This window comes from Achromobacter sp. F4_2707, assembly GCF_047501535.1.
Lineage (GTDB): Bacteria > Pseudomonadota > Gammaproteobacteria > Burkholderiales > Burkholderiaceae_B > Yanghanlia.
The window spans coordinates 105,204-130,079 of sequence record NZ_JAZDRJ010000002.1 but is presented as its reverse complement, the minus strand read 5'-3'; the positions used below and the strand labels follow the sequence as shown (position 1 = coordinate 130,079).

General features: G+C 47.4%; 20 protein-coding genes and 3 pseudogenes. 10 read left to right on the top strand and 13 right to left on the bottom strand.

Annotated elements, in window-relative coordinates; all coding sequences use genetic code 11:
* Nucleotides 1-20 precede the first annotated feature (20 nt).
* From fcl to VRY85_RS02575, 8 genes are all read right to left on the bottom strand, one after another.
* Entirely contained in the window at nucleotides 21-983 is a 963-nt protein-coding gene (fcl, locus tag VRY85_RS02610) for a GDP-L-fucose synthase (protein WP_414597043.1), read from the bottom strand.
* A gap of 3 nt (nucleotides 984-986) precedes the next feature.
* Nucleotides 987-2,102, bottom strand: a complete 1,116-nt coding sequence (gene gmd / locus VRY85_RS02605; RefSeq protein ID WP_414597042.1) for a GDP-mannose 4,6-dehydratase — start codon at nucleotides 2,100-2,102, stop codon at nucleotides 987-989.
* Nucleotides 2,099-3,346, bottom strand: coding sequence for a glycosyltransferase family 4 protein (locus VRY85_RS02600; RefSeq protein ID WP_414597041.1), 1,248 nt, complete (start codon nucleotides 3,344-3,346; stop codon nucleotides 2,099-2,101). Before VRY85_RS02600 ends, gmd begins: the two co-directional genes overlap by 4 nt.
* A complete protein-coding gene (locus VRY85_RS02595; RefSeq protein WP_414597040.1) occupies nucleotides 3,343-4,305 on the bottom strand; it encodes a glycosyltransferase family 2 protein in 963 nt (320 codons plus the stop codon). The genes VRY85_RS02600 and VRY85_RS02595 overlap by 4 nt, the downstream gene beginning before the upstream one ends.
* Nucleotides 4,306-4,309: 4 nt before the next feature.
* Complete coding sequence (locus VRY85_RS02590; RefSeq protein WP_414597039.1) at nucleotides 4,310-5,176, bottom strand: NAD-dependent epimerase/dehydratase family protein; 867 nt, start codon at nucleotides 5,174-5,176, stop codon at nucleotides 4,310-4,312.
* A 63-nt stretch (nucleotides 5,177-5,239) separates the two neighbouring features.
* Nucleotides 5,240-6,565: a flippase gene (locus VRY85_RS02585; RefSeq protein ID WP_414597038.1), complete on the bottom strand. Its 1,326-nt coding sequence runs from the start codon at nucleotides 6,563-6,565 to the stop codon at nucleotides 5,240-5,242.
* A gap of 59 nt (nucleotides 6,566-6,624) precedes the next feature.
* A complete protein-coding gene (locus VRY85_RS02580; RefSeq protein WP_414597037.1) occupies nucleotides 6,625-7,830 on the bottom strand; it encodes a nucleotide sugar dehydrogenase in 1,206 nt (401 codons plus the stop codon).
* Nucleotides 7,827-8,147 carry a MarR family EPS-associated transcriptional regulator gene (locus VRY85_RS02575; protein ID WP_414597036.1) on the bottom strand — a complete coding sequence of 107 codons (321 nt, stop codon included), beginning with the start codon at nucleotides 8,145-8,147 and terminating at the stop codon, nucleotides 7,827-7,829. The genes VRY85_RS02580 and VRY85_RS02575 overlap by 4 nt, the downstream gene beginning before the upstream one ends.
* A gap of 222 nt (nucleotides 8,148-8,369) precedes the next feature.
* Between VRY85_RS02575 and VRY85_RS02570 the strand changes: the two genes are divergently transcribed.
* The 7 genes from VRY85_RS02570 to VRY85_RS02540 all read left to right on the top strand — a co-directional run bounded on the left by VRY85_RS02570 (nucleotide 8,370) and on the right by VRY85_RS02540 (nucleotide 15,366).
* On the top strand, nucleotides 8,370-9,314 hold the full coding sequence (locus VRY85_RS02570) for a Gfo/Idh/MocA family protein (protein WP_414597035.1): 945 nt from the start codon (nucleotides 8,370-8,372) through the stop codon (nucleotides 9,312-9,314).
* Nucleotides 9,311-9,901, top strand: coding sequence for a UDP-2-acetamido-3-amino-2,3-dideoxy-D-glucuronate N-acetyltransferase (gene wbpD / locus VRY85_RS02565; protein ID WP_414597034.1), 591 nt, complete (start codon nucleotides 9,311-9,313; stop codon nucleotides 9,899-9,901). The genes VRY85_RS02570 and wbpD overlap by 4 nt, the downstream gene beginning before the upstream one ends.
* The gene (locus VRY85_RS02560; RefSeq protein WP_414597033.1) at nucleotides 9,894-10,982 is read left to right on the top strand and encodes a DegT/DnrJ/EryC1/StrS family aminotransferase; all 1,089 of its coding nucleotides are present in this window, start codon (nucleotides 9,894-9,896) and stop codon (nucleotides 10,980-10,982) included. Before wbpD ends, VRY85_RS02560 begins: the two co-directional genes overlap by 8 nt.
* Before the next feature lie 71 nt (nucleotides 10,983-11,053).
* Nucleotides 11,054-11,650 (top strand): sugar transferase, encoded by a 597-nt coding sequence (locus VRY85_RS02555; RefSeq protein WP_414597032.1) that lies wholly within the window; start codon nucleotides 11,054-11,056, stop codon nucleotides 11,648-11,650.
* On the top strand, nucleotides 11,647-12,267 hold the full coding sequence (locus tag VRY85_RS02550) for an acetyltransferase (protein WP_414597031.1): 621 nt from the start codon (nucleotides 11,647-11,649) through the stop codon (nucleotides 12,265-12,267). The genes VRY85_RS02555 and VRY85_RS02550 overlap by 4 nt, the downstream gene beginning before the upstream one ends.
* A gap of 88 nt (nucleotides 12,268-12,355) precedes the next feature.
* Complete coding sequence (locus VRY85_RS02545; protein WP_414597030.1) at nucleotides 12,356-13,528, top strand: DegT/DnrJ/EryC1/StrS family aminotransferase; 1,173 nt, start codon at nucleotides 12,356-12,358, stop codon at nucleotides 13,526-13,528.
* A gap of 155 nt (nucleotides 13,529-13,683) precedes the next feature.
* Nucleotides 13,684-15,366 (top strand): polysaccharide biosynthesis protein, encoded by a 1,683-nt coding sequence (locus VRY85_RS02540; RefSeq protein WP_414597029.1) that lies wholly within the window; start codon nucleotides 13,684-13,686, stop codon nucleotides 15,364-15,366.
* 18 nt (nucleotides 15,367-15,384) lie between these two features.
* On the opposite strand, the gene VRY85_RS02535 is transcribed toward VRY85_RS02540, so the two are convergent.
* The 3 genes from VRY85_RS02535 to VRY85_RS02525 form a co-directional block, all read right to left on the bottom strand.
* Nucleotides 15,385-16,608, bottom strand: coding sequence for a glycosyltransferase family 4 protein (locus tag VRY85_RS02535; RefSeq protein WP_414597028.1), 1,224 nt, complete (start codon nucleotides 16,606-16,608; stop codon nucleotides 15,385-15,387).
* A complete protein-coding gene (locus VRY85_RS02530) occupies nucleotides 16,608-18,422 on the bottom strand; it encodes a glucosamine 6-phosphate synthetase (protein WP_414597027.1) in 1,815 nt (604 codons plus the stop codon). Before VRY85_RS02530 ends, VRY85_RS02535 begins: the two co-directional genes overlap by 1 nt.
* Nucleotides 18,423-18,563: 141 nt before the next feature.
* Nucleotides 18,564-19,700: a glycosyltransferase family 4 protein gene (locus tag VRY85_RS02525; RefSeq protein WP_414597026.1), complete on the bottom strand. Its 1,137-nt coding sequence runs from the start codon at nucleotides 19,698-19,700 to the stop codon at nucleotides 18,564-18,566.
* A gap of 295 nt (nucleotides 19,701-19,995) precedes the next feature.
* Here VRY85_RS02525 and VRY85_RS02520 point away from each other — a divergent pair.
* The 3 genes and pseudogenes from VRY85_RS02520 to VRY85_RS02510 all read left to right on the top strand — a co-directional run.
* A pseudogene (locus VRY85_RS02520) lies at nucleotides 19,996-20,333 on the top strand (DUF1153 domain-containing protein).
* Entirely contained in the window at nucleotides 20,330-21,151 is an 822-nt protein-coding gene (locus VRY85_RS02515) for an IS3 family transposase (protein ID WP_414597025.1), read from the top strand. Before VRY85_RS02520 ends, VRY85_RS02515 begins: the two are co-directional and overlap by 4 nt.
* 25 nt (nucleotides 21,152-21,176) lie before the next feature.
* Nucleotides 21,177-21,392 (top strand): annotated as a pseudogene (locus VRY85_RS02510) (IS110 family transposase); the annotation flags it as partial.
* A gap of 906 nt (nucleotides 21,393-22,298) precedes the next feature.
* Here VRY85_RS02510 and VRY85_RS02505 read toward each other — a convergent pair.
* The gene (locus VRY85_RS02505; RefSeq protein WP_414597024.1) at nucleotides 22,299-23,435 is read right to left on the bottom strand and encodes an N-acetyl sugar amidotransferase; all 1,137 of its coding nucleotides are present in this window, start codon (nucleotides 23,433-23,435) and stop codon (nucleotides 22,299-22,301) included.
* Between the two features lie 214 nt (nucleotides 23,436-23,649).
* Nucleotides 23,650-24,730: pseudogene (locus VRY85_RS02500) on the bottom strand (transposase).
* Between the last annotated feature and the right edge of the window lie 146 nt (nucleotides 24,731-24,876).

Sequence of the window (24,876 nt, the reverse complement as noted above, 5' to 3'; positions counted from 1 at the left end):
ATGAGGCCCCAGCGGCTTCCTCATTGACGAATGCTGTCTTGATTCTGCAAGAACCAGTCGTAGGTCAGACGCAGGCCCTCTTCTAGGTTGATGCTGTACTCCCATCCGAGGGCTTTCAACCGCGAGACATCCATCAGTTTACGGGGTGTGCCATCCGGCTTGCTGTCGTCGAAAGTGAGGTTGCCGGCAAAACCAACCACCTTTTTCATCGCTTGAGCCAATTCAGCAATAGTGCAATCCACCCCCGTGCCCACATTGATATGCGAAAGCATGGGTTCGGTATGGGTTCGGTAGGTGGCCGTGTCCAGATTCATGATATGCACACAGGCCGCGGCCATATCATCCACATGCAAGAATTCGCGCATGGGCTTACCACTACCCCACACCACCACTTCCGCAGCATTCGTGAGCTTGGCCTCGTGGAAGCGGCGCATCATAGCCGGGATGACATGGCTGTTCTCCAGGTGAAAATTATCTCCCGGTCCATAGAGGTTGGTTGGCATCACGCTACGGTAATCACGCCCATACTGGCGGTTATAGCTTTCACACAGTTTGATGCCGGCGATCTTGGCAATGGCATAAGGCTCGTTAGTGGGTTCGAGCGTACCTGTTAACAGCGCATCTTCCCGCATGGGCTGCGGGGCTAGCTTGGGGTAGATACACGAGGAACCCAGGAAGAGCAGCTGCTGAATGTCTGCTAAGTGGGCTGCATGAATGATGTTGGCCTGAATCATCAGGTTTTCATACAGGAATTCGGCGGGGTAGGTGTTGTTGGCGTGTATGCCTCCCACCTTGGCCGCAGCCAGGTAGACCTGATCTATTCGTTCATCATTAAAGAAAGCCTGTACCGCCGCTTGGTTCGTCAAATCCAGCTGGCTGCGGTTGCGAGTCATCAACTCTATATCGCTCTGCTGCTGTAAGCGCCGCGCCAGGGCGGAACCAACCATGCCATTATGGCCGGCAATAAATACACGTTTCTTCATGGGTTACTCGATGGTGACCGGTATTTCATAGCCATGTTGCTTAAGCAAGGCGTGGCGCTTGGCAACCTTAAGGTCTTCTTGCACCATTTCAGCACACATCTGCTGCACACTGATTTCCGGCTCCCAACCCAGTTCGCGTTTAGCTTTGGCCGGGTCGCCAAGCAAAGTCTCGACTTCAGCAGGGCGGAAGTAGCGTGGGTCGATGCGTACCAGCACATCCCCTGCCTTAACCGCAGGTGCCTTATCGCCGGTAACCGATTCAACGATACCGACTTCATCAACGCCTGACCCCTCAAAGCGCAGTATGATACCCAGCTCTGCGGCAGACCATTCGATAAAGGTGCGCACACTGTTCTGCACGCCTGTAGCAATGACGTAATCTTGTGGTTTCTCTTGTTGCAGCATCAGCCACATCATACGGACGTAGTCTTTGGCATGGCCCCAGTCGCGCAGTGCATCAATATTCCCCATGTACAGGCAAGTTTCCAGGCCCTGGGCGATATTAGCCAAACCACGGGTGATCTTGCGGGTGACAAAAGTTTCACCACGGCGCGGGCTTTCATGGTTAAAGAGCGTGCCGTTACATGCAAACATGTCGTACGACTCCCGGTAATTCACGGTAATCCAATAGGCGTAAAGCTTGGCGACTGCGTAGGGAGAACGCGGGTAAAAAGGCGTGGTTTCCTTTTGCGGAGTTTCTTGCACCAAGCCGTAAAGCTCGCTGGTGCTGGCTTGGTAGAAGCGCGTTTGTTTCTCCAAACCCAGTAGGCGAATGGCTTCAAGCAGGCGAAGGGTGCCAATAGCATCGACATCTGCTGTGTACTCCGGGGATTCGAAGCTCACCGCTACGTGCGACTGCGCACCGAGGTTGTACACCTCATCAGGCTGCACTTCTTGCAGAATGCGGGTGAGGTTGGAAGAGTCAGTTAAGTCGCCGTAGTGCAGGATGAAGCTCTGATTATCAACATGCGGGTCTTGGTAAATATGGTCGACCCGCTGAGTGTTGAACGACGAAGCCCGGCGCTTTATGCCATGTACCTCATAGCCTTTTCCTAACAAGAACTCGGCTAGGTAAGAGCCGTCTTGGCCAGTTATGCCGGTGATAAGAGCTTTCTTCATGGGTTTTCCTGGTCTATAACCTTTTTGTATAAGTCTATGTATTGCCTCGCAACAAGGTTGCTTTCAAAAGAGTGTATTACTTTTTCTCTAGCATTATTGCTTAAAACGCCAGGGTTTTGATGTTGTAAAACCCAATCTATACCTCTTGCCAAGTCTTGATTGTTAAATGGTTCGGCTAAATAACCGTTGGTTCTGTGTTCAATTAAATCTGGGTTTCCTCCAATATCAAAGGCCACAACAGGAGTTCCACAGGCCAAAGACTCCATGATTGCATTAGACAAGTTCTCTTGTAGGCTAGGCACCACCATGACGTCAGCTGTGCTGTACAAAATTCGCAAACTTACATCGTCGTATAAGTGACCTAAATAATGTACTTTCTGTTTGAAGCCTTGTGATACTTTCGGTCGGTTCGAGCCAAAAACAACCAGTTCGGTATTATCCGATTTGAGATGCTGTAATGCGTCCGATAATTTTATAAACCCCTTGCGTGGATCACTCGTCGCTCCCATCGCACCAAACAGAATTAGTTTCTTGTCTAGAGGTAAATTAAATAATATACGTGCATTGTGCTTATCAAATGGAGCGAAGGAGGATGAATCTATTGGATTGGGTAGGTTCACTACTGATGTCTGATGGAATAAAAAACTGGATTTGGCTTTGTTCTCTAGCCATTTACTTAATCCGACAATCGTCATGTTTCGCTGTTTCTTAAAACTTGATTCCTTGCGTTTTAGGACCTTGTTACTTAAGTCTTTATGCTTGCTGGAACCTAGAACAGGACATTCGCCACAACTGGCTATAAACTTCCCACATTCTTCATCATAATGACATCCCCCCGTAAATGCCCACATATCATGCAGGCTCCATACAACTGGAGCCTTGATTTTGGCTAAATCTTCAATGCGTACGAATCCGCCTGTTATCCAATGTAAATGGACTACATCAGGGTTGAGGGAATTGATTTTCTTTACTATAGATGTAAACGGTAGCCAACTAGGACTAAACAGAGTTTGAGTACGACCCTTATAACGATGTACTGGTAAGTTATCTAAGGTCGGGCGTAATTTGCACAAGGCGTTTTTAACCTTATTTTTAGGCCCCAATACAGTAAAATCATGTGAGGATTTCGACTGAACAAGCATTTGGCTATCAACACCTGCCGCTAATAAAGATCTATGTAACCGATATGCCGCTCGTGCTGCTCCACCCTGTATGTCCGTTGTGTTTACGATTAGAACTTTCATTTAAAAATGGTTTTGCCAATTACCATGCGAGATATTCTATTGGTTACGCGAACTATAAGGCTTCTGGTTAAAAATACGTTATTGTCAAAAAAATTGTTAATTTCAATTTCCGATTTGGCGTTTTGTGTATGATTTAGAGGAAGGTTTATTTCATGTCTTGTGCGATTCGCGGCTATTGAGTTTTGACTAAAAGTATGGGTTGCGTCGGCGCCAAAACCAATGTTAGTGATCAAGTTGACTTTCGGGACAATGCATTTTCCTTTTTTCTTCTGGAGAAGGTATGTGAATTGATAATCCCAAGTATCAATATTTTTTCTGTAAACTTTATCGAATGTTTTTTTCCAGAATTTTATTGTGGGTTTGTTGTTGGAAATCAAAGGTGGCAAAACATTCTTTTGCTTTGGCCAATCTTGCATTTCAACATCGTAGTTTTTCCACACTCGTGACCAAGATGCCCATCCCCAAATTAAGGGGTACTTACAGAATCCATAATCCTCTTTCATTCCAAAGGATTCAGGTCCACGAGCATCGCCTGAGATCAAGAAAATAGCTTCATTATCTACGTATTTGTTTAGCAATTCTTCACAAAACCAAAAGAAACTCTGGCTGGGAAGGCAGTCATCTTCAAGGATTATCCCTTGCTCTTCATTCTCAAAAAACCAGGTGATGGCGCTACTTACAGCCATCTTACAACCTAGGTTGCTGTCTCTGAAGAGGGTTTTTACTTCACAGTCCCAATCTATCATTGATAGGATGAGTTCACGAACGTGTTGAACCTTATCCGCTTCACCTTTTCTGCTTTCCCTGGGACCATCAGCCGCAATGTATAAACGCGGCGGCTTCGCTAGCCGGATCGCTTCAAAAACCTGTTTTGTTGGTTCTGGGCGATTAAATACAAGAAACAGCACTGCTGTATCAAGAGGATAGGGCGGAGAAAAAACGTCAGTATGTTGTTCCATTTATTCAGTTCCAGTTTTTTCTTCTGCACTCTTCTATATAATCTTTTAATGCTGTTTTTGGATGCCAACCTAAAGCTTTGGTTTTATCGCTAAAAACTTTTGCACTCATTCGGTTTCCTCTACGTTCAGGAAGCATCTGTATTTCGCCGCCAAACATTGAGGCGACTTCCATAATACTGAATGCATCGTCGCTACCAATGCCATACTCGTCGCCATAACCTTTTTCTCCTACAAGAACAAGGCCATCTATAATATCATCTACGTGAGTGAAATTCCGTTTCTGAGTTCCAGGGCTAACTACAGTCAGGGGTTCCTTGTTTCTCATTTTTTCTTTGAATAATGCTATAAGCGTAGCATATGTTCCTGATTGTATTTCTCTGGTTCCATAAACATTATAAAAATATGTAATGGCATAGGGGATGCTAAACCAATTTGCATAATTAATAACGAGTTCAGTATTGCTTGCTTTTGTCCATGCATAAGGTGACGCATTTTTTCCCATGCCTCCGTCACCAAATTTTGTACTGCTTCCCGCATAAATAATTTTGCAGCCACTTCTTCTTACGAATTCAAGAACGGCGAAAGTCCCGGATTTGTTGTATTCCCAAACCTTCTCTATATCGTCGAAACTTTGTTCCACCCGGCTATATTCACCAAGATGATAAACTGCGTCAGGGATAAAATCGATGATCTCATTGATGTTCTTTGTATCGCCCTCTATATAAGTCACATTTGCTACATGGTTGGATTTTGTACCGGTAAAGTAATTGTCCAAACTATAAACTTCATTATGAGGGTTGCTGGCCAGTCTTTCGCAAAGGTGACTTCCTATGAAACCGGCTCCTCCTGTGACTAATATGGTTTTTCTCATCTTGTTTCCATTGTGTGTTTCAACGTGTAAGCACTATTGCTCAAATGCTTTTTTGCTTTCGGGTCATTTGCTAGTGGGTTTGTATAGAAAGTCCAGAAAGAAAATTGCCCTGGTTTTCATTAAAAACATTCTTTTTGTTTTTTTGCTCATTAAATCAGATAAGAATGATGCAAACAGCTGACTGACTATGGTCGCAATAGCCGCACCTTGAATTCCATAGATGGGAATCAAGATGTAATTCAAGGTGATGTTGGTAATTAAGCCGTATAAGGTTCTTCTGAATGCTAAGAATTGTTCGTTTTCTGCTGTAAACCATTTTCCACTGGCAACACCTAGGAAAACAAAAATACCAGCCCATATATGTATCATGAGCACACTGGCAGCTTCGTTATATGCTTTTCCAAAAAGGATTTCTATTGTCCAGTCAGAAAGGAAAGTCATGGGTAAGGCGATGCTTAGAGCCATTAGAACCATTAGATTATAAAGTTTCTGTAGTCTTGCGTAGTAGATTTCGTCGTTTGTTGATTTTGCGTTAACAATAGCGGGGAAAAGAGAGGTGGTTATCACAATTGGGATAAAATACCAGGCTTCGCTTATTCGAACAGCTGCGGAATATTGGCCTACTGCTTCGTTGCCAATCATTTCTTTGATCATTACCTGATCAATTTTCATATATATAGATATTACGACACTACTTATAATTAATGGCCAAGAGTCATTTAGCAATATTTTTGCTGTTAAGGCATTGAATCTTAGATTTTTTATTTGCAGCAATGAGCTTGTTTTTAGGAAATAGATATATCCTAAAGCTAAAATTAAGTTATCAAATAAAATTGCCCAGGCGAAAGCAATCAGTGGTGCAGAGCTTAGTATAAGTGTTATTTTTACAATACTGCTTATGAAAAGTGATATAGTGTTCGCATAGACTACGTATTTTGATAAGACTTTTGCTTGAAAGTAAATATCAATTACGTTGAATGATTGAAATACGGTAGCGCTTGCGATAATGAATACTATTTTGTTGGTATGGCTATCATGACTTGTGAATAAGATGGCGATGGCAAGTAAGATAAGTACTGCTAAAGCCCCCATTCCTTTAAGCACAAATGTGGTTCCGATGAGTTCATTGGTTTTTGACTCATCCTTAACAATTTCTCGTACAACAATACCATCCAAACCCAACGTGGCAATAGTGGCAAATAGGCCGACAAAACTTTGTGCGTAGCTGAATACACCAAATTTTTCTGGGCCTAGATACCGTGCCACCCAGATTCCAACAAACAGGCCAACAAACATCCTGATTATTTTTTCACCAAACAACCAGGCGGTATTGTTGAAATAACGAACAAAACCTTTGTGTTTAAACAGGTTGTTGATTTTATTGGCCACGAATATATTAATTTTCTGATGTGTTGGTTTTGATTCTGTAGGAATGTTTAAAAAATGTGTTACAGATCAGATTTAAATATATCTCTGGTGTAGACTTTCTCTATCACATCGTACAGATCTTCTGACAGACGATTGGTAATAATCAGGCCGCAGATTTGTTTGAACTCTCGCAGGTCTTTAATAACAGGAGAATGATGAAAGTGGGGTTCGTTTAGAGCCGGCTCATAAACCACGACTTGAATCCCTTGGTCTTTGAGGCGCTTCATAACGCCTTGTATGGCGGAGGAGCGGAAGTTGTCAGAACCCTCTTTCATAACCAAACGGTAAACACCGACCACGGGCGTAACAGCGTTTGTTGATGCTGCTGCGGTTAATCTGCGAAGCTCGTTGATAATATCTTCTGCTATGAAATCTTTGCGAGTGCGGTTTGAATCGACAATGGCTTGCATCAAGCTGTTAGGGACGTTGGCGTAGTTCGCTAGTAACTGCTTAGTGTCTTTAGGTAAGCAGTATCCGCCGTAACCGAAGCTGGGGTTGTTGTAGTGCTCGCCAATACGGGGGTCCAGGCTTACGCCGGCTATAATTTGCCGAGTATTCAGGCCATGCACGGCAGCGTAGGTGTCCAGCTCGTTGAAGTAGGCCACGCGCATGGCGAGATAAGTGTTGGAAAACAGTTTGATTGCTTCAGCCTCGGTACTGTCCGTAAAAAGCACCGGTATATCTTGCCTGATTGCCCCTTGTTGCAGAAGGTTGGCGAAGGTTGTGGCCCGTTCACTCTGCTCGCCAACGATAATGCGTGACGGGTATAGGTTGTCATACAGAGCTTTACCTTCTCGCAAAAATTCTGGCGAGAAAATAATATTGGCAGTGCCAAATCTCTTCCTAATTTCCTCGGTATAGCCTACTGGTACGGTAGATTTAATCACCATCACTGCGTTTGGGTTGATGGCCATTACGTCAGAGATTACACCCTCTACGCTGCTAGTGTCGAAGGTGTGAGTGGTCGCGTCGTAGTCAGTAGGCGTGCAGATGATGATGTAATCTGCATTTGCCAACGCTTGTTGTTTGTTTAGCGTAGCGGCCAAACTGAGCGGCTTATTCTTCAGATAGTCTGAAATTTCTGCATCTTCTATGGGCGAAATGCGCTTGTTCAACAGGTCGACACGCTCTTTTACAATATCCAACGCGATCACATCGTTGTGTTGGCTGAGTAGTACTGCGTTTGAGAGGCCGACATAGCCGGTGCCCACTACGGTGATTCTCATTTATCGTGTTGTCCTTGCGCTTTGCTCAATGTCTGTAGTTCTTTTTTCAAGACTTCATATTCCTGTTTTTTACGCAGGATAAATTGCTCAGTAAGGTGAATGCGCAGTTTGATGCCTTCAGCGGTTAGAACGTAGCGGTAAGCGGTTTTGTTATCGCTTTTCCGAAAGCGCACAGCCTTGACCAGCCCTTTGTCGATCAGTGCGTTGAGCATATAGTGCGTTTTTCCAACGCTGAACCCCAGTCGCTTGGCCAGGCAAATTTGGCTATGGGCTTCAGGAGCATGGCGCAGGATATCCAGTTCAAGCTCGGTGGTCATTGTTGGTAGCTCTAGTGTTGTGACACATAGGGATATACTTCCACTGTTGGGCCAGATGGTGTTGGGCCGGGAGGGCGAGTCGGGCGTTCAATATTTGAATGCGTGACTATAACCGAATTCATAGCAGTCGATACCATCCGTGGAGGAGAGCATCAGCTCTGCTGATCTGTGGAGGTTTGCCCAACCAAATACATCAAGTATCAATCTTATATAACTGAAGCCATGAAAAATTTCGCTCTTATAGGCGCGGCCGGATATATCGCACCCCGGCACATGCAGGCCATCAAGGCCACCGGCAATCAACTTGTTGCGGCGCTCGACCCGAACGACTCTGTGGGAATCATTGACAGCCATTTTCCAGAGGCCAGTTTTTTCACTGAGTTCGAGCGGTTCGACCGCCATATCGACAAGTTGAGCCGTGGCAACAGCGATAAAAAAATAGATTACGTATCGATCTGTTCCCCTAACTACCTGCATGACTCTCACATGCGTTTTGCCCTAAGAGCGGGGGCCGACGCAATCTGTGAGAAGCCGTTGGTGTTGAACCCATGGAATATCGATGGCCTGCTGGACATCGAGAAAGACACGGGCCGCAAGGTCAACACCATTCTGCAGTTGCGGGTTCACCCGTCTATCGTGGCGTTGCGGGAGAAAGTGCAGAGTCAGAAGAGCAGCACGAAACACGATGTGGATCTGACTTACATCACATCACGCGGCAACTGGTATTTGCAGTCCTGGAAGGGGAACGTCAATAAATCCGGGGGGATTGCCACCAACATCGGGGTGCACTTTTTCGATATGCTGCACTTCATTTTTGGTGAACTGCAAGGCAACGTCGTGCATCATGCCTCTGATACGAAAGCAGCAGGTTACCTGGAATACGAAAACGCTCGTGTCCGCTGGTTCTTGTCCATTGATGTAGAAGATGTGCCACAAGCGCAGCGCGAGGCAGGGCAGCGTACCTTCCGCTCCATTACGGTAGACGGCGAGGAAATCGAATTTTCAGGTGGGTTTACCGACCTGCATACGCGCAGCTACGAAGAAATTCTTGCCGGCCGAGGTTTTGGGTTGGAAGATAATCGCACTGCCATCACGACAGTGGCAGCGATACGTACTGCAGATATCGCTCCGCTTACCGGCGACTACCATCCGTTCTTGAACAAATGAACTATTACCAGCACCCAAGTGCCATCGTAGACGAAGGCGCTCAAATCGGCGAAGGCTCACGCATTTGGCATTTTGTGCATATATGCGCAGGCGCAGTCATTGGTCGCGGCGTGTCCATGGGGCAAAACGTCTTTGTCGGTAACAAAGTCGTGATCGGAGACAACTGCAAGATCCAAAATAACGTGTCGGTTTACGACAACGTAACGTTGGAAGATGGGGTGTTTTGCGGGCCGAGCATGGTGTTCACCAATGTGTACAACCCGCGTTCCTTAGTAGAGCGCAAAAGCGAGTATCGCGACACGCTAGTCAAGAAGGGGGCTACGCTTGGCGCCAACTGCACCATTGTCTGTGGGGTAACCATTGGCGAATTTGCTTTTGTAGGCGCAGGGGCAGTCATCAATAAGGACGTGCCAGCCTATGCCCTGATGGTCGGCGTGCCGGCCAGGCAGATCGGGTGGATGAGCGAGTTTGGTGAACAGCTCGACTTACCCCTGGAAGGGCAAGGAAGTGCGGTGTGTCAGCATACCGGCGCAACATACCAGCTAGACGGAAAGAAATTAACAAAGGTCGAAACCCGGCATGATTGAGTTCATTGATTTAAAAGCGCAGCAGGCGCGTATAAAAGACAAAATCGATGCAGGTATCCAACGGGTGCTTGCTCATGGCCAGTACATCCTGGGCCCAGAAGTCGCCGAGCTCGAGGAAAAGCTGGCGGCTTTCGTGGGCGCGAAACACTGCATTACCTGTGCCAACGGCACGGATGCCCTTCAGATAGCTCAAATGGCATTCGGAATAGGGCCAGGTGATGAAGTGATTACGCCAGGGTTTACGTACATCGCCACGGCAGAAACCGTTGCTGTTCTGGGAGCTAAGCCGGTATACGTGGACATTGACCCGCGCACCTACAACCTGGACCCAGCAAAACTGGAAGCGGCGATTACGCCTCGAACCAAGGCGATCGTACCGGTATCGCTGTATGGGCAGTGCGCGGATTTTGATGCCATCAATGCCATAGCCGAAAAACACGGGATCCCCGTTATTGAAGACGCCGCGCAAAGTTTGGGCGCTACCTATAAGGGGCGCAAATCAGGGAACTTGAGCACAGTATCCTGTACGAGCTTCTTCCCCAGCAAGCCATTGGGCTGCTACGGTGACGGAGGGGCCATCTTCACTAATGACGATGAGTTGGCTGTGGTGTTGCGCCAGATTGCCCGCCATGGGCAAGATAGGCGTTACCACCACATCAGAGTTGGCGTAAATAGCCGTCTAGATACCTTGCAGGCAGCTATTCTGCTGCCAAAGTTGGAGATTTTTCCTGAAGAAATTGAGCTAAGACAAAAGGTGGCGAACAGCTATGAACAGCTGTTTAAGCAGGCAGGCGTCACGACCACACCCTATATCGAAGCACATAATGTGAGTGTTTATGCTCAGTACACCATTCAGGTAGACGATCGTTCTAAGGTACAAGAAAACCTGAAGGCGGCAGGAATTCCTACTGCGGTGCATTACCCCATACCATTAAACAAGCAGCCAGCGGTGGCAGATGATGGTGTATCCGTCCCAGTCGGAGATGATGTCGCCACCAGAGTGATAAGCCTGCCCATGCACCCTTATCTTACGGCGGAAAGTATCGAAAAAATTGTGTCTGCTATTAGTGCGGCCCAATAAATAATGGGCACCGTATGGTTTCGCACGCTCTGTAAGAGGGTAGATGCGCTTAATTTTCGCATCATCAAAGTATGTTGAAACGTCTATTTGATTTGGCGGTCGCATCGCTAGGTTTGATGCTGTTGGCGGTTCCCCTGCTGTTTCTTATGCTCTTGGTGCGCACTAAGTTAGGCAGGCCCGTCTTTTTTCATCAAGTCAGGCCTGGCCTCCATGGTAAGCCTTTCAAAATGGTGAAACTGCGTACGATGACCGATGCGCGTGGGCCCGATGGTGCGCTGCTTCCCGATGCCGAGCGTCTCACTCGGTTTGGTCAATTTCTGCGCTCCACGAGCCTGGATGAGCTGCCAGAGTTATGGAACGTGCTGAAGGGGGATATGAGTTTGGTCGGGCCCAGGCCTCTGCTCATGGAGTATCTGCCCCTTTACACTGCCGAACAGGCTCGTCGCCACGAGGTCAGGCCAGGGGTCACGGGTTGGGCGCAGGTCAATGGGCGTAATGCGATCAGTTGGGAAGAAAAATTCGCCTTAGATGTTTGGTATGTGGAGCATCAGTCGTTTTGGCTCGATATGAAGATACTGGGTATGACTGTAATGCGCGTTTTGAAGCGTGAAGGTGTCAGCGCTACCGGAGAGGTCACTGTCTCCAAGTTTAAGGGGACACGGCAATGAGGCGTCTGGCTATCCTGGGGGCGAGTGGTCATGGCAGAGTCGTTGCTGAGTCTGCCATAGCCGCTGGGTGGGAAGAGGTCTTATTCTTTGATGACGCCTGGCCATCCGAACAAACAGTTGGGCGTGTGGCCCTTACAGGTGATACCCATGCATTGTTCGCTGATGCATCATTGTTCGACGGCGTGGTAGTGGCCATTGGCTCGAATGATGTCCGTCTAGAAAAACTGAATGCATTGCAGCAGCGCGGGGCGGTGATGGCAAGCATTGTTCATCCGGCAGCAATCATTTCACCCTCGGCGCACCTGGGGGTTGGGTCGGTGGTCATGGCCGGCGCGATAGTGAACGCCGATGCGGTTATCGGCCCTGGCGCAATTTTGAATACGGCTTGCAGCGTGGACCACGACTGTATGTTAGGGCAGGGTGTTCATATCAGCCCGGGCGCCCGTTTGGCGGGAAGCGTAGAGGTTGGTGATAGAACCTGGGTAGGGATCGGTGCTGTGGTTCGGCAGGGCATCCATCTGGGAGCAGACGTCATCGTGGGGGCCGGGTCTGTCGTAGTGAAGGATGTCGCTGCAGGCCAGACGGTTCTGGGCGTCTCTGCAAAACCACGGGCGTGATTCATGCCTGCAGCCTGGTTCTACATATCGCTTGGCAGATAACGCTCTACAATAAGTCACATTTCCATTTCATGCGCAGAGTTAGGTCGTGTTGAATACCTCTTTCCCCCCCTGGCCTTCATTTACCGTTGAAGAAGCCGATGCTGCTCGTGATGTCCTTTTGTCCAATCGAGTTAATTATTGGACCGGCCAAGAATGCCGCGAGTTCGAGCGAGAATTTGCCGCTTGGGCCGGCACCCAACACGCTATTGCATTAGCGAATGGCACGGTTGCGCTCGATTTAGCGCTAAAAGGCTTAGGGGTTGGCGCAGGGGATGAAGTGGTGGTTACGCCACGCACTTTTCTGGCGTCGGCCTCATCCATCGTTAACGCGGGGGCAGTACCTGTATTCGCTGATGTGGATAAAGATTCCCAAAACATTACAGCGGATACGATCAGGCAAGTGTTATCGCCGCGTACCAAGGCCATAATCTGCGTGCATCTGGCCGGCTGGCCATGCGACATGGATCCAATCATGGCGTTGGCCCAGGAGTATGGCCTGTTTGTCATAGAGGATTGCGCTCAAGCCCACGGCGCTCAATACAAGGGGCAATCGGTAGGCTCTATTGGCCATGTGGGGGCATGGTCTTTTTGCCAAGACAAAATCATGACGACCGGCGGTGAAGGGGGCATGGTCACCACTAATGATACCGACCTATGGAAGCGTATGTGGGCGTATAAAGACCACGGCAAATCGTGGGATGCGGTATATGAGCGAGACCACCCACCGGGTTATCGCTGGCTGCATGAGTCGTTTGGCACGAACTGGCGCATGACGGAAATACAAGCAGCGATTGGGCGCATTCAGTTACGCCGTATGAAAGACTGGCAATCTCGACGCCAACACAATGCGGCAAAAATCTGGGATTGCGCTCGATCCTTACCTGGGCTGCGGGTGCCAAAGGTTCCTGGCGACATCACCCACGGGGCGTATAAATGCTACGTTTTTGTTGAGCCTGATGAATTAGCACAGGGGTGGACACGCGACCGTATATTGCAAGAGATCATGAACCAGGGTGTGCCGGTATATTCGGGCTCCTGTTCAGAAATCTATCTCGAAAAGGCGTTTGACAACACGGGGTGGCGCCCCCAAGAACGGTTGCCCATTGCACGTATGTTGGGCGAAACCAGCCTGATGTTTCTTGTACACCCTAGCTTGGAAGAGTCTCATATTGACCACACCTGTACAGTGTTGCGGGCAGTGATGGCGCAGGCAGTATGAGCGGTTATCGTATGTGGAACCTGCGTTCGTTCATGGTTTTTGGCTTCGACCTAAGTGCGGTTGTGGTCGCTTGGTTAGGCGCTTTTTTGCTGCGCTTCAATATGCAATGGCCAAGCTCTTACCGTGAAGAACTGTTCTACGGAGCCATCATCCTCATGGTGGTGCAGTTGGTAGCCTGTAGATGGGCGGGGCTCTATCGGGGGATGTGGAGCTTTGCCAGTCTACCTGATTTGCGTCGGTTGATTCGTGCTGTGCTGGTATCGGTCGGCGCGGTATTAGTTTTGGCGTTTTTCGCAAAAAACTGGTTGCTGATACCTCGGTCTGTTGTGGTGCTTTACCCTATCCTGCTGTTCATGGTGATGGCCGGTGGCCGCATAACATGGAGGCTGTGGAAGGACGCGCAGTTCTCCCCGACTTCTGATACCCAGCGCAAGCCAGTGGTCGTGGTGGGGGCAGGTACAGCAGGGGCGATGTTGCTAAGGGAACTCGCCCGTAGCGATGAGTGGCGTGTGGTTGCTTTAGTGGATGATGACCGCCATAAGCGCGGCCTGGAATTAAGCGGGTGCCGGGTCGAAGGCGCCACTTCCGATCTTCCGGCAGTATTGGCACGCCATAGTGCACGCCACGTCATTCTGGCGATGCCTTCAGCATCCGCAGAAGCGTTGCAGGCGGTGACTCGTTTGGCGACCGAAGCCGGTGCATCACTTTTTACGATCCCTGGTTTGGCCGAGCTCATGAGTGGCCGGGTGGCGATAAATGTCATGCGGCCAGTCAAGATTGAGGATTTGCTGGGCCGCAAGTCAGTACATATTGACAGCGACAATGTTCAGGCGTTGTTGAAAGGCAAGAAAGTCTTAGTGACTGGAGCAGGTGGCTCGATTGGCAGTGAGCTTTGCCGACAGTTGGCGCGCTTCGAGCCAAAGTGCATTATTTTGCTTGAATCCAGTGAGTTTGCTCTGTACATGATAGAGCAATGGTTCCGAGAGCATCGCCCGGAGATTCCTCTTGTGCGCCTTGCAGGCGACGTGAAAGATTCTGAGCGTATCGCGCAGATTTTCGCTGACTATGCGCCGCAGGTCGTGTTCCATGCGGCAGCTTACAAGCATGTTCCCTTAATGGAAGTCGATAATGCCTGGCAGGCGGTACGCAATAATATCGCCGGAACCCTAACCGTTGCGCAGGCTGCGTGCCGGTTAGGTGCAGAACGTTTTGTTCTTATCTCTACCGATAAGGCGGTGAACCCAACTAATGTTATGGGGGCAACCAAGCGTGTCGCCGAGATGGTGTGCGAAGTCATGCAACACGAGTCGACCCATACGCGCTTTCATATTGTGCGGTTTGGCAATGTGTTGGGCAGTACGGGCAGCGTGATTCCGAAATTTCAATCGCAGATCGCCCGGGGCGGGCCTGTGACAGTGACGCACCCAGACATTACCCGTTATTTTATGTCCATACCCGAAGCGGCGCAGCTGGTGTTGCAGGCTGCCGCCATGGGGAAAGGTGGCGAAATTTTTGTCTTGGACATGGGTCAGCCAGTGCGGATTGTGGATCTCGCACGCAATATGATCCGCCTTTCTGGTTTTACCGAAGACGAAATTCGTATTGAATTTACGGGTTTGCGACCCGGTGAGAAGTTATTTGAAGAGTTGCTTTCCGATGCAGAAGAAACGCTTCCGACTCCTCATGAAAAACTACGTATTGCTCGTTCACGCTCAGTACCTCATGATTTCTTTACTGAGCTGACGGCGTGGCTTACACAACCTATTCAGGATGACAATACGGTACGGAAGGAGCTTAAGCGGTGGGTTCCTGAATATGCACCAAGGAACTTGACGTAGTCTTGGCTCTAGAGCTTCTTATGAAAACAAGATGTTCAAAAACTCTTTCGTGAGTTGAGTATAGGAGCGATTTTTTAGTAGCCATGCGCGCCCGTTTTGGCCTATTGCATTACGTTCTTCGGCAGATAGTTTACTTAACCTCATAAGCTCGTCGGCGAGCGCTTGAGGTTCGCCCGCGGGAACAAACGTTCCACATTGCGCCTCATTGATCATTGAAGGGTAACCTGAATAGGAAGCTACTATTGGTTTGCCCGATAGCATGTAATCGATTACTTTGTTTAATGATTGACCGTACTGCCAGACCTTTGAGTTAAAGACGGAGAAATATACGATATCGCAGTAACCCAGCGCCGTTTGCACCTGATGTTTATTAACCTTTGGGGCAAAAACCAGGTTGGGAAGATGCTTGTATTTCTCAATGTAATGCTGCTTTAAAGCCCCGTCTCCGACCAGTATAAATTGAATAGCAGGATTATGCTTTAGCAGCTCAGCAGCTTCAAAAAAAACTTCTAACGCATTGGTAATGCCGATGGTACCGGCATGTACGACCTTTAACGACGAGCTGGATAAGTAACGCTCTATATACTCTTCTTCCAGGGGCTGACTTGTGTCCACCTGCTCGGGGGCTACACCCATCGGAATGCAATGTACAGGCACTTGACTACGTGAAACCTCTCGAATATGTTGCTTCAAATTCGGCATCGTTCCAATAATTGCATCGCTATTCTTGTACCCTAAGCGTTCAACATAGCTAAGGAACCAGACGAACGGGTTTCTACGTGAAACGCCGCCTTCCTCTGTAATCGTCAAGGGCCAGATATCTCGCACTTCAAACACCAACCGACAGCCAAATTTTCTCTTTAGCCGAATTCCATTAAGTATAGTCAGGAGAGATAAACTCGATACGACAATGGTATCCGGTTGAGGAAGCTGGCGCACATCCATGCGCAACAAGTTCCACTCGAAATGAAACCAACTTAGAATTCTCAAATATGATTTGGCCACCCCATACTTAAGGGTTTTTAGCCAAATCATTTGTACGCCTTCTACCTTTTCGATAGTTATATTTTTTTTGAGCTCGGGTATATCTGCAAGGTTATTGGAGTCCGATGTTATCACTACCGGAACATATCCCATATCAGCTGATTCTTTAACTAAAAACCAACCCCTTCCACCTGGCGAAGTTGATGTTTTCGGAGCAAAATATTTGCTGATATACCAAAATGTTTTAGCCGCATCCATTAATACAGGTTCTCATGCAAGCGAGGGATCGAGTTAATCCTTCTAATGGTTTCGACGAAATCAAAGCCTATAGATTGAAGGTACCAACGTAAGTTATCATGGCAAGGAGCGTTTTCTAGCTCGATCAGTTTAAGGGCGTCTTCTCTAGTGAGCTCTCCTTCACGAACTTGGTTGCTACGGAAAGTGTCGTGTTCTGTAAATCCAGCTAAAGTGTAATAAATATAATTATAAATTCCAGCTGTGCCATCTCCGATACGCCAAGTTGTAGGGGTGTCACTGGCTAATTCCCAATTATATTCATTCAACAACAAACCATTGATTTCTTCTTCATTCCATTGAATGAAATCGAAGATGTGGAAATAATCTGTTTTCTTTGCAGCACTACGGTAGTATTCACCGCTCCAAGTGTCCCAAAGTGAACTATTAAAATAGCCGGGGCTTTTCAGCATTTGTTTTAAACGTTTGCCTTGATAGCGTAGCTGCCCCATCTTTCCACTGGCATACACTTTTTGGCGTTCGAAATCGGGTTCGATACCCAAAAATCCAGTCTTGAAGTGAGTAACCTCTAATGGATTGACTCCCCAAAGATTAAGTTGCACACCGGTATCTTCCTTGATTTTATTGATATAACGAAAGAAGTGCTTATCCCCAGCGGTAAGGATATTTAACATACCGACATGCGGATTCTTCAGCCATGCCGAAAAATTCATAGCGATATTTCTGCGTTTTTTCTCAATATCGTCTGCCACTACTATGTTCTCTACACCGAGCGCCCCGCACATCAACGCGATATTGCGCCTACCGACATCTGTCACCATTCCCCAATCATAGGTGTAGGTCACAGGCTTGAGCTTCAGTTCTTTCACGACCATGTGTAGTGTGTAACAACTATCACGACCTCCTGAAAAAGGTACTACGCAGTCGTAACCTCTCGCCCGTCGATAGGGTTCGACCAGCTCAAATAGGGCTTCTTTGTTTTTCGGTTGATTACGCTTTTTATAGCTATGGCAATAATTACACACGCCTTCAGCATCGAAACGTATGTATGGCATTGTCTCAGGTAAAATACAGCGTGAACAGCGTTTCAGTTGATGCTTTTTGTACTGTAATACATTTATTTCGCTAGTTAGAGGGATAAGTGCGGGGGCTTCGTTAAATAAATGTTTTTCTTCTAAGTGAAATTCTGAAGCAAGTTTGTCAAGCTCAAATTCAATAACACCTCTTATCTGAATCGCTTGCGCTGCATACTCCTGCAGCCACCGCCTTTCGGACGCAATTAACAGTTTATCTTCATCATTTACTAAAAATAAACTGCCATGATTACTGAATGCAATTAATTTTCTATGCTTTCGTTCAAACAGAAGCCCGTTGACCGTGCCTTGTGCTTTCGACATGGCAGTCGTGACTGCTTCAGTTAGAAAAGCTCCTTCCTTTAGCTCGATTTCGATCCATTCCAACAGCAAGTCAGAGTTGGACGGGGTACTGACTGAAAATACATTTGTATTGACGGGGCGGTTAAGCAGCAAGCCGTCGTGATACAGAATAAAATCGTCAGAGACTAATGGAGAAATTTGAGGCTGGGAGCTAGCATTAATGCCGCAAAACCCAATAGTAAAACGACTGGTAGCAGAAAGTTCATTTGCAAACACAGTTAGAGGGTTTTGGGATTTAAGTAGAGAATATTGACCTTCTGCTGTTTCCTGAATGAGACTTGATGAATTCTTTCCGCGTGAGATCATCATTGAAAAAGTCTTAGAATAGAAATCAGGGTTAGCTAGGCCAGTACGAATATAACCCGAAAAAAACCCGCTCATAAAAATACCTTATAAATGCGAAATAACTGTAGTTGACAGCACGTAATGGGTTTTTCTACATATGCCATCTGTAAAATTTGGCACGCCTTAAAGAGTTGTGAATTAGCTAAGAAAACAAAATTTTATTCTTGTATGGTTAATTCAATCTGGATTAGAAAGAATTTCTTTATATAGACTCAATAACTTGTCCGATTGGGCCTGCCAGCTCAAGGCTTCAATATTCGAGAATGAAAAGAGCTTTTTGTTTTTCTCTAGATCGCGAATCGCTTTGTGCACAGCGCTAACATTTAAGTCGCAGCACTCGCCAATCTTATGCTCTTCAACAAGCTTTCTAATATCAGGAAAGTCGGATGCCAATACCGGAACGCCTGCGAAGCAGTATTCGAATAGTTTATTCGGCAGGCAATAGTAATCGCTCAACGAAACATCCTGCACCAAACAAAACCCAAAATCTGCTGAGCGTATAACGGGAACGACCTCCGCGTGAGGAACTGCAGCATGCACGTGGATATTGCTGTGTTTTGCGGCTAGTAGTTGTAATTCGGGAGTAAGCTCACCGTAACCTAAGAAAACAACATGTGATGTTATATCCGATTTCTGGAAAACTTCTGTAATTAGATCGATACCACGTCCTTGACCTAAAATGCCAACATAAATAAATACCAATTGATCTTTTGGTATATCGAATTTTTCTCGAATGTAATCTTGACTCGGGCTCTTGGTTTCTGTGAAAACAGGAGAGTTCAAAATTACAGCCGAAGGTTTATCTCCCAAATTCTGCTTGTACCAATGCTCGATCGAGGGGCTTACTACTATTAAGGCATCGATGAAACGCCATAATAACTTCTCAACGAATAAGGTCAGCTTGCTTTGGGTTTTTGTTATTCCATTTCGATCCGACTCCAGCTCATGAGCATCATATATGAGCTTTGCTCGCGAGAATATTTTAATTATAACTCCTAAGGGGAGAACTAGAGTATCATGGCAATGAATAACCTTTGGTTTAATCCGAATTGCACGAGGCAACATTTTAAAGGTCAATTCAAAGAGAGAAAGTGTATGTCTTATCGTTCTCGGGAGAAAAGTAAGATTTCTAGATTTTAGACGAATGGCGTGAATGTTCTGCTTGCATAAGGTGGTTGATTTTTTTGCTCCCTCATCAAGTTTTACACCAATACCAGAGATCGAATGTCCAGAACTTGTTAGAGCATTTATCTCCTTGAGTATTCTGGAATCTGACTCTATGTCGGTATGAGTTAAGTGTAATATGGGCTTCATTTTCTATTTTTAAACTTTTCTTCTTGGTAAGGGGCTGAGTGCGACTAGCATGCAGCCGAGATAAATGGGTAGTGAGAATACCGTATCACCTGATATTAATGAGTATGGCAAAGAAAATAGTAAAACACTTATGTGAATGATGCTTTTGCCACTTATAACCAAATATAACGGTAAAAAATAAAATATGATTGCAGTCAGTCCTAGAATGACGATTCCTATCAGCCATTCTGACATTATTGACATGTGTGTAATGACCCAGTGAAATCCTGCTCAGGTGATAATTGAGGAAATCACCATGAGTTTGAAGATGGACGAAGACATCAAACGCTGGACGGCCAAGCGCAAAAGTGCTCTGGTCGTTGACATCATTCAAGGCAAGACGACAGTTGCCGAGGCCAGTCGAGCCTACGACCTTTCTCCTTCCGAGGTTGAGAAGTGGGTGGAAGACGCCAAGCGCGGTATGGAAAACGCGCTGAGGGCCAACCCGCTGGATGTCAAAGAGCAGTACGAACGCCAGATCAAGGACTTACAAGAGGCGTACGGCGAAGCGATGTTGGAGTTACGCGCCAGAAAGCGAAGCTTCGGCGTCAGCCAAAAAAATTGCAGTCCCTGTTGGGCGAGGACGAGAAATGATCGAGACGATCCGCCAGGGACTAAAGGAAGATGGCTATACCGTCTCGATCTCTAAGCTGTGCCAGTGGTTCGGTATTCCTCGCCGCACGGTTTACTACAAGCCCACGAAGGCGACCCCGAAAGTTAATCCTGAATTGGCAGAACCCATCAAGGCAATGATCGAAGAATCGCCGTCGTTTGGGTATCGGACTGTGGCCTATTTGCTGGGCATGAATAAGAACACGGTGCAGCGTATCTTCCAGCTCAAGGGCTGGCAGGTGAAGAAGCGTGCCATCGGGTTCCGCCCGCGGATCCAGGCCTTGCCATCTGTGGCGAGTGCGCCGAATGAGCGTTGGTCGACCGATCTGTGCCGTATCTGGGCAGGTCGCGACGGCTGGGCGACTCTGGCGCTTGTGATTGACTGCCATACCCGTGAATTGCTGGGCTGGCACCTATCACGCAGCGGCAAAGCCACAACTGCTGGAAGCGCCTTGGAGCATGCGTTAATTGCTCGCTTTGGTACGTTGGGCCGCGTCCCCGAGTCGTTCTTACTTCGCTCGGACAATGGTCTCGTTTTTACGAGTCGCAGTTATACAGCGCTGGTTCGTAGTTACGGTCTACGCCAAGAGTTCATCACGCCGCACTGCCCGCAGCAAAACGGCATGGTTGAACGGGTGATCCGAACGCTTAAAGAACAATGTGCCCACAGGCATCGCTTTGAAACCTTGCAACATGCCAGCCGCGTGATTGGCGACTGGATACGCTTTTACAACCACCGACGCCCACATCAGGCGTTGAACATGAAAACCCCAGCTGAAGCCTTTGCATTAGCCGCCTGAGCTGAGCAGAAACTGCTGGGTCATTACATATCTGCGCACACTACTCATTCATGGCGCTCGCGCTGTGTTGCGCTTTGGGCAAGCCCAGCCGGATTCACAGCTGTGGACAGAACGGCTTCTGGCACGACGTCACAAGAACGTCGCGGCGGTAGCGCTTGCCAACAAGAACGCACGCATCGTGTGGGCATTGCTTGCACACGAGCGTAGGTTCCGGTGCGACTACGCGCAGAACGCCGCGTAGCCGCACCGGCTGATTATAAGAATCTCCAGGGACGATTTCACAGGAGCATAGAGACCTACCACCGATTGCACAGGCAATTCATGACGTGATGGCGTAACAGGTAAGACCGTGGTCGGAAAACCTCACCTCAGTCCAGTGCCACAGAGCACGATATCGTGATCAGGAGCCGACCAGCATATTCCATCAGGGACATGGGGCGACGGCCTCAGACAAAAGTCCGGATCTATGGCAGCAATCATTACCTACCAACTATCACCGATCGAAGGCTTGGCAAAATGGGGGCGACCATCTATGACAGAGGGGGTTTGCTGCGCTGGCTAATAAACTGGCCCGCACCGTCTGGGCACTCCTGACCAGAGGCAAAGCCTTTGATCAGGCCCAATGGGAAGTTGCTGGCGTGACTGTGTAATAAAAACTGATAGCGTAAATACCGAGTTTTCAAAGGAGAGCAAGCAAGAAGCAACGTGATGGGAAAACAGGTCAGACCTGGGTAAGGAAAATCCGATAGTCGTCCAGAGCGTAAACAAGCTCGATTTTCAGGGGGGAACCTTATCCGCGAATGCCATCAGGGCCAGCAGGTTAAACGCCTGCATCAACAGGCCGAATGTAAGGCTGCAACCTCTTTGAACGTTCACACGCTAAAAACTTGTTTTCCAGGAGACGTCCATGTAAGGGTCGACTAATTATTTTTAAACGGTGCAACTCAATAACGTCCGAGAGTTTCTTGCAATCCTCCAGGTCTTCCGCTCCTAATGCTACGATGTAAATCTTAGAGAATATACGTGCCTTTTCTAAGCTGGAAGTTTGTTTTATAATTCTACTTTCATTCCTGAACTCGGTAAGAGTCAAGTGCATGTTAATAACTATCTCGCCATTGATGGTAAAAACCCATTCACAAAATAATTTTTAAATAGGCAGAAAAAATTTATGCCAATATTTTTTTATTTTAGAGATAAAGGGTTTGATCTTTAAATAAAAGGAGGTCGGGTAATCCGTATGCTGCTTAGTCGGGTTGTTTTTTATTTCATTAAATTCAGACGAAGTCATTTCTAAACTAAATAGTATGCGATCGATCACTCTTTCCATATCTTCAGTTTCATACAACGGATGTGAGTACTCCTTAATAGCATCTTCCCTTGTTATTTGTCCGGATACGATCATGCTGGATAAATGAGATGTTCTTTTGTCTACGCCAAATTTATTGTAGAACCAAAACTGTTGAATGAACCTTGTGAGATCGTTCTCTAGATGCTTTCCGCCATAATACTCAAAACCACAAAACTCACTAAGCTCAGCCATTGCTCTGTTTCGATTGTAATCTATATAATTTAATGGTCGCAACGATTCTATTTTTAGTAGATGCAAGTCGATGTCTCTTTGCAATGCTGAAAGCAATGTTAGCTTGTTAATACCAGCAGAACCAAACATTTTGTTAATGTGTTTTAAGTTTCTTAAGTCAAAAACATCATAAGTGTTCCCTTTCTGAAGAATGCATTCTAATGCAAAGTTGCCGCCGGAAAGAAAGGTTCTTAAATTGTTTTCCTTTAAGAATTTATACAAGCACGCAAAAAGCACATTGTCCTGCGGAACGGCCAAGTTAGGCACACCTGCTCTCATGTATGCTTTGGTTAATTCATTATATTGTTTTCTATCGGGCTTGATTGTTCTTAAGTCTATGTTTGGGAAGTTCGATATTCTATCTATGTTTCTTGTGGAGATGTCTGTATTGAATCCATCATCAACATGGACTGCTAAGACTCTTAAGTCCCACTTAACCGTCCCCAAATACGCCAAGTAGGAGGAATCCAGGCCTCCTGAAATACCCATTACACAATCGTATCGGTTTTTTGTGTTTTGTTCTTTCAGTCGTCGTAGTAACTCATTTAACTTGCTTTGGCCTTGTTGGTTAGGAAAGTAAACACTCTCCCTTGACTCTATTGCTTGAGTGCAATAATTGCAGAATCCATTATCGTCAAACTCTATAAATTCATCTGAGTTGTTATCCATTATGCATCTGGTGCACTGTTGATACGGGATAGACACAAATCACACCTTTTCGATATATTTGATATCAGCAAAAATAAGGTCGTTCACTATGGTCAACCTGACAAAGATTATTTTCTAATGATCCAGCAGCTAATAGAAAGGCGTCAGCTGGAAGTTTCATATTCAACGCCTGATGTGGGCGTCGGTGGTTATAAAAGCGTATCTAGTCGCCAATGACGCGGGGTGTCTGTCAAGGTAGTTGGAACATGCGTCATGCTGCCTCTAACTCACTGTGAACATGGACAACCGTCGTTTCTTTTTCAGGATTAAGCCAGACGCTACCTACGGGCTGCCAGTTTCGCGTATTGCCCGACCAGCGAGCAGGATGCTGAGCGCGAGCGACCTGATAGAGTGCATGGCGCCTGGCAAGAATGGCGTGATCTTGGCCAGCGTGTCGCTGAGCGGGCGTGACGTAACGGATTTCGCTATGGCGATGCTGCTCGTTGTACCAATGCACGAATTGCCCCACCCATTTGCGGGTGTCGGTCAGGTCGGTAAAGCCGGTGACAGGGAATGCGGGGTGGTATTTACAGGTACGGAACAGGGATTCAGAGTAAGCGTTATCGTTGGAGACGCGGGCACGACTGTGCGATGGCGTGACGCCCAGCTCTTCAAGCTTGGCATGGATGGTCGAACCCTTCATCGCCGAGCCGTTATCGCCGTGCAGGACCAGCGGTCGGTGACCGCATTGCTCACGTTCAGGCCGATCCCCAGTTCACCACAGACACGACGCAGGCGTGCGCCGGCCGCTCTGGCTTCGTTGACCCACTCCACAATTCGACGGCGATCTGTGGCATTGGTCATTTTTCCTCGTCCCCCCAGATCGCCTGGACTTTTTTTCGTAGCGCCAGCAAGGCTGCTGTTTCAGCCAAGGCAGCGTCTTTGCGGCGCAGCTCTCGCTCTAGCTCCCGAATCCGTTTGCGTTCGGCCTTGGTCGTTTCCGATTGCCGTGCAGCCACTTGGTCTGACCGGTCATTGGCCTGTTCACAACTGGCGCGCCAGCGTCGAATCTGCTCAGGATATAAACCACGGCGGCGGCAGTATTCGGCTAACTCCTCTTCAGTCAGAGCAGCGGTTTCCAGCACCGCATTGAACTTCTGCTGGGAGCTCCAGCCTTCGGTCGTGGAAGACGCATTGGGCAGCAAACGACCTGTATTACGGGCTTGCTTACGCCAGTTGTATATCGTGGCCGCCGAAATACCTTCTTCGGCAGCGAGATCATTGACCGTTCGGTTGTATGGCGCTTCCAGTTTGGCCAGGATGGCTTCACGGCGCTCAGGGGAATACTTCATGGGAGTGTGCTCTCTGCCCCAGGTTGGAGATTCAAACTCTAACATCTGTAGAGGTTCCAACTATTCTGACAGCGGGGGGTTCTTACTGGTAGGAAATTCCCGGACAGGTCATTCCTGCTCTATTTTGAACGCTATTGTAGATGTTG

What these genes read in the sequence shown, in the direction of transcription:
- VRY85_RS02535 (WP_414597028.1), bottom strand. Translation starts at nt 16,608, where the DNA reads ATGGATGCGGCTAAAACATTTTGGTATATCAGCAAATATTTTGCTCCG.
- VRY85_RS02600 (WP_414597041.1), bottom strand. Translation starts at nt 3,346, where the DNA reads ATGAAAGTTCTAATCGTAAACACAACGGACATACAGGGTGGAGCAGCA.
- VRY85_RS02595 (WP_414597040.1), bottom strand. Translation starts at nt 4,305, where the DNA reads ATGGAACAACATACTGACGTTTTTTCTCCGCCCTATCCTCTTGATACA.
- VRY85_RS02515 (WP_414597025.1), top strand. Translation starts at nt 20,330, where the DNA reads ATGATCGAGACGATCCGCCAGGGACTAAAGGAAGATGGCTATACCGTC.
- VRY85_RS02540 (WP_414597029.1), top strand. Translation starts at nt 13,684, where the DNA reads ATGGTGGTGCAGTTGGTAGCCTGTAGATGGGCGGGGCTCTATCGGGGG.
- VRY85_RS02570 (WP_414597035.1), top strand. Translation starts at nt 8,370, where the DNA reads ATGAAAAATTTCGCTCTTATAGGCGCGGCCGGATATATCGCACCCCGG.
- VRY85_RS02580 (WP_414597037.1), bottom strand. Translation starts at nt 7,830, where the DNA reads ATGAGAATCACCGTAGTGGGCACCGGCTATGTCGGCCTCTCAAACGCA.
- VRY85_RS02575 (WP_414597036.1), bottom strand. Translation starts at nt 8,147, where the DNA reads ATGACCACCGAGCTTGAACTGGATATCCTGCGCCATGCTCCTGAAGCC.
- wbpD (WP_414597034.1), top strand. Translation starts at nt 9,311, where the DNA reads ATGAACTATTACCAGCACCCAAGTGCCATCGTAGACGAAGGCGCTCAA.
- fcl (WP_414597043.1), bottom strand. Translation starts at nt 983, where the DNA reads ATGAAGAAACGTGTATTTATTGCCGGCCATAATGGCATGGTTGGTTCC.
- VRY85_RS02550 (WP_414597031.1), top strand. Translation starts at nt 11,647, where the DNA reads ATGAGGCGTCTGGCTATCCTGGGGGCGAGTGGTCATGGCAGAGTCGTT.
- gmd (WP_414597042.1), bottom strand. Translation starts at nt 2,102, where the DNA reads ATGAAGAAAGCTCTTATCACCGGCATAACTGGCCAAGACGGCTCTTAC.
- VRY85_RS02525 (WP_414597026.1), bottom strand. Translation starts at nt 19,700, where the DNA reads ATGAAGCCCATATTACACTTAACTCATACCGACATAGAGTCAGATTCC.
- VRY85_RS02560 (WP_414597033.1), top strand. Translation starts at nt 9,894, where the DNA reads ATGATTGAGTTCATTGATTTAAAAGCGCAGCAGGCGCGTATAAAAGAC.
- VRY85_RS02590 (WP_414597039.1), bottom strand. Translation starts at nt 5,176, where the DNA reads ATGAGAAAAACCATATTAGTCACAGGAGGAGCCGGTTTCATAGGAAGT.
- VRY85_RS02555 (WP_414597032.1), top strand. Translation starts at nt 11,054, where the DNA reads ATGTTGAAACGTCTATTTGATTTGGCGGTCGCATCGCTAGGTTTGATG.
- VRY85_RS02530 (WP_414597027.1), bottom strand. Translation starts at nt 18,422, where the DNA reads ATGAGCGGGTTTTTTTCGGGTTATATTCGTACTGGCCTAGCTAACCCT.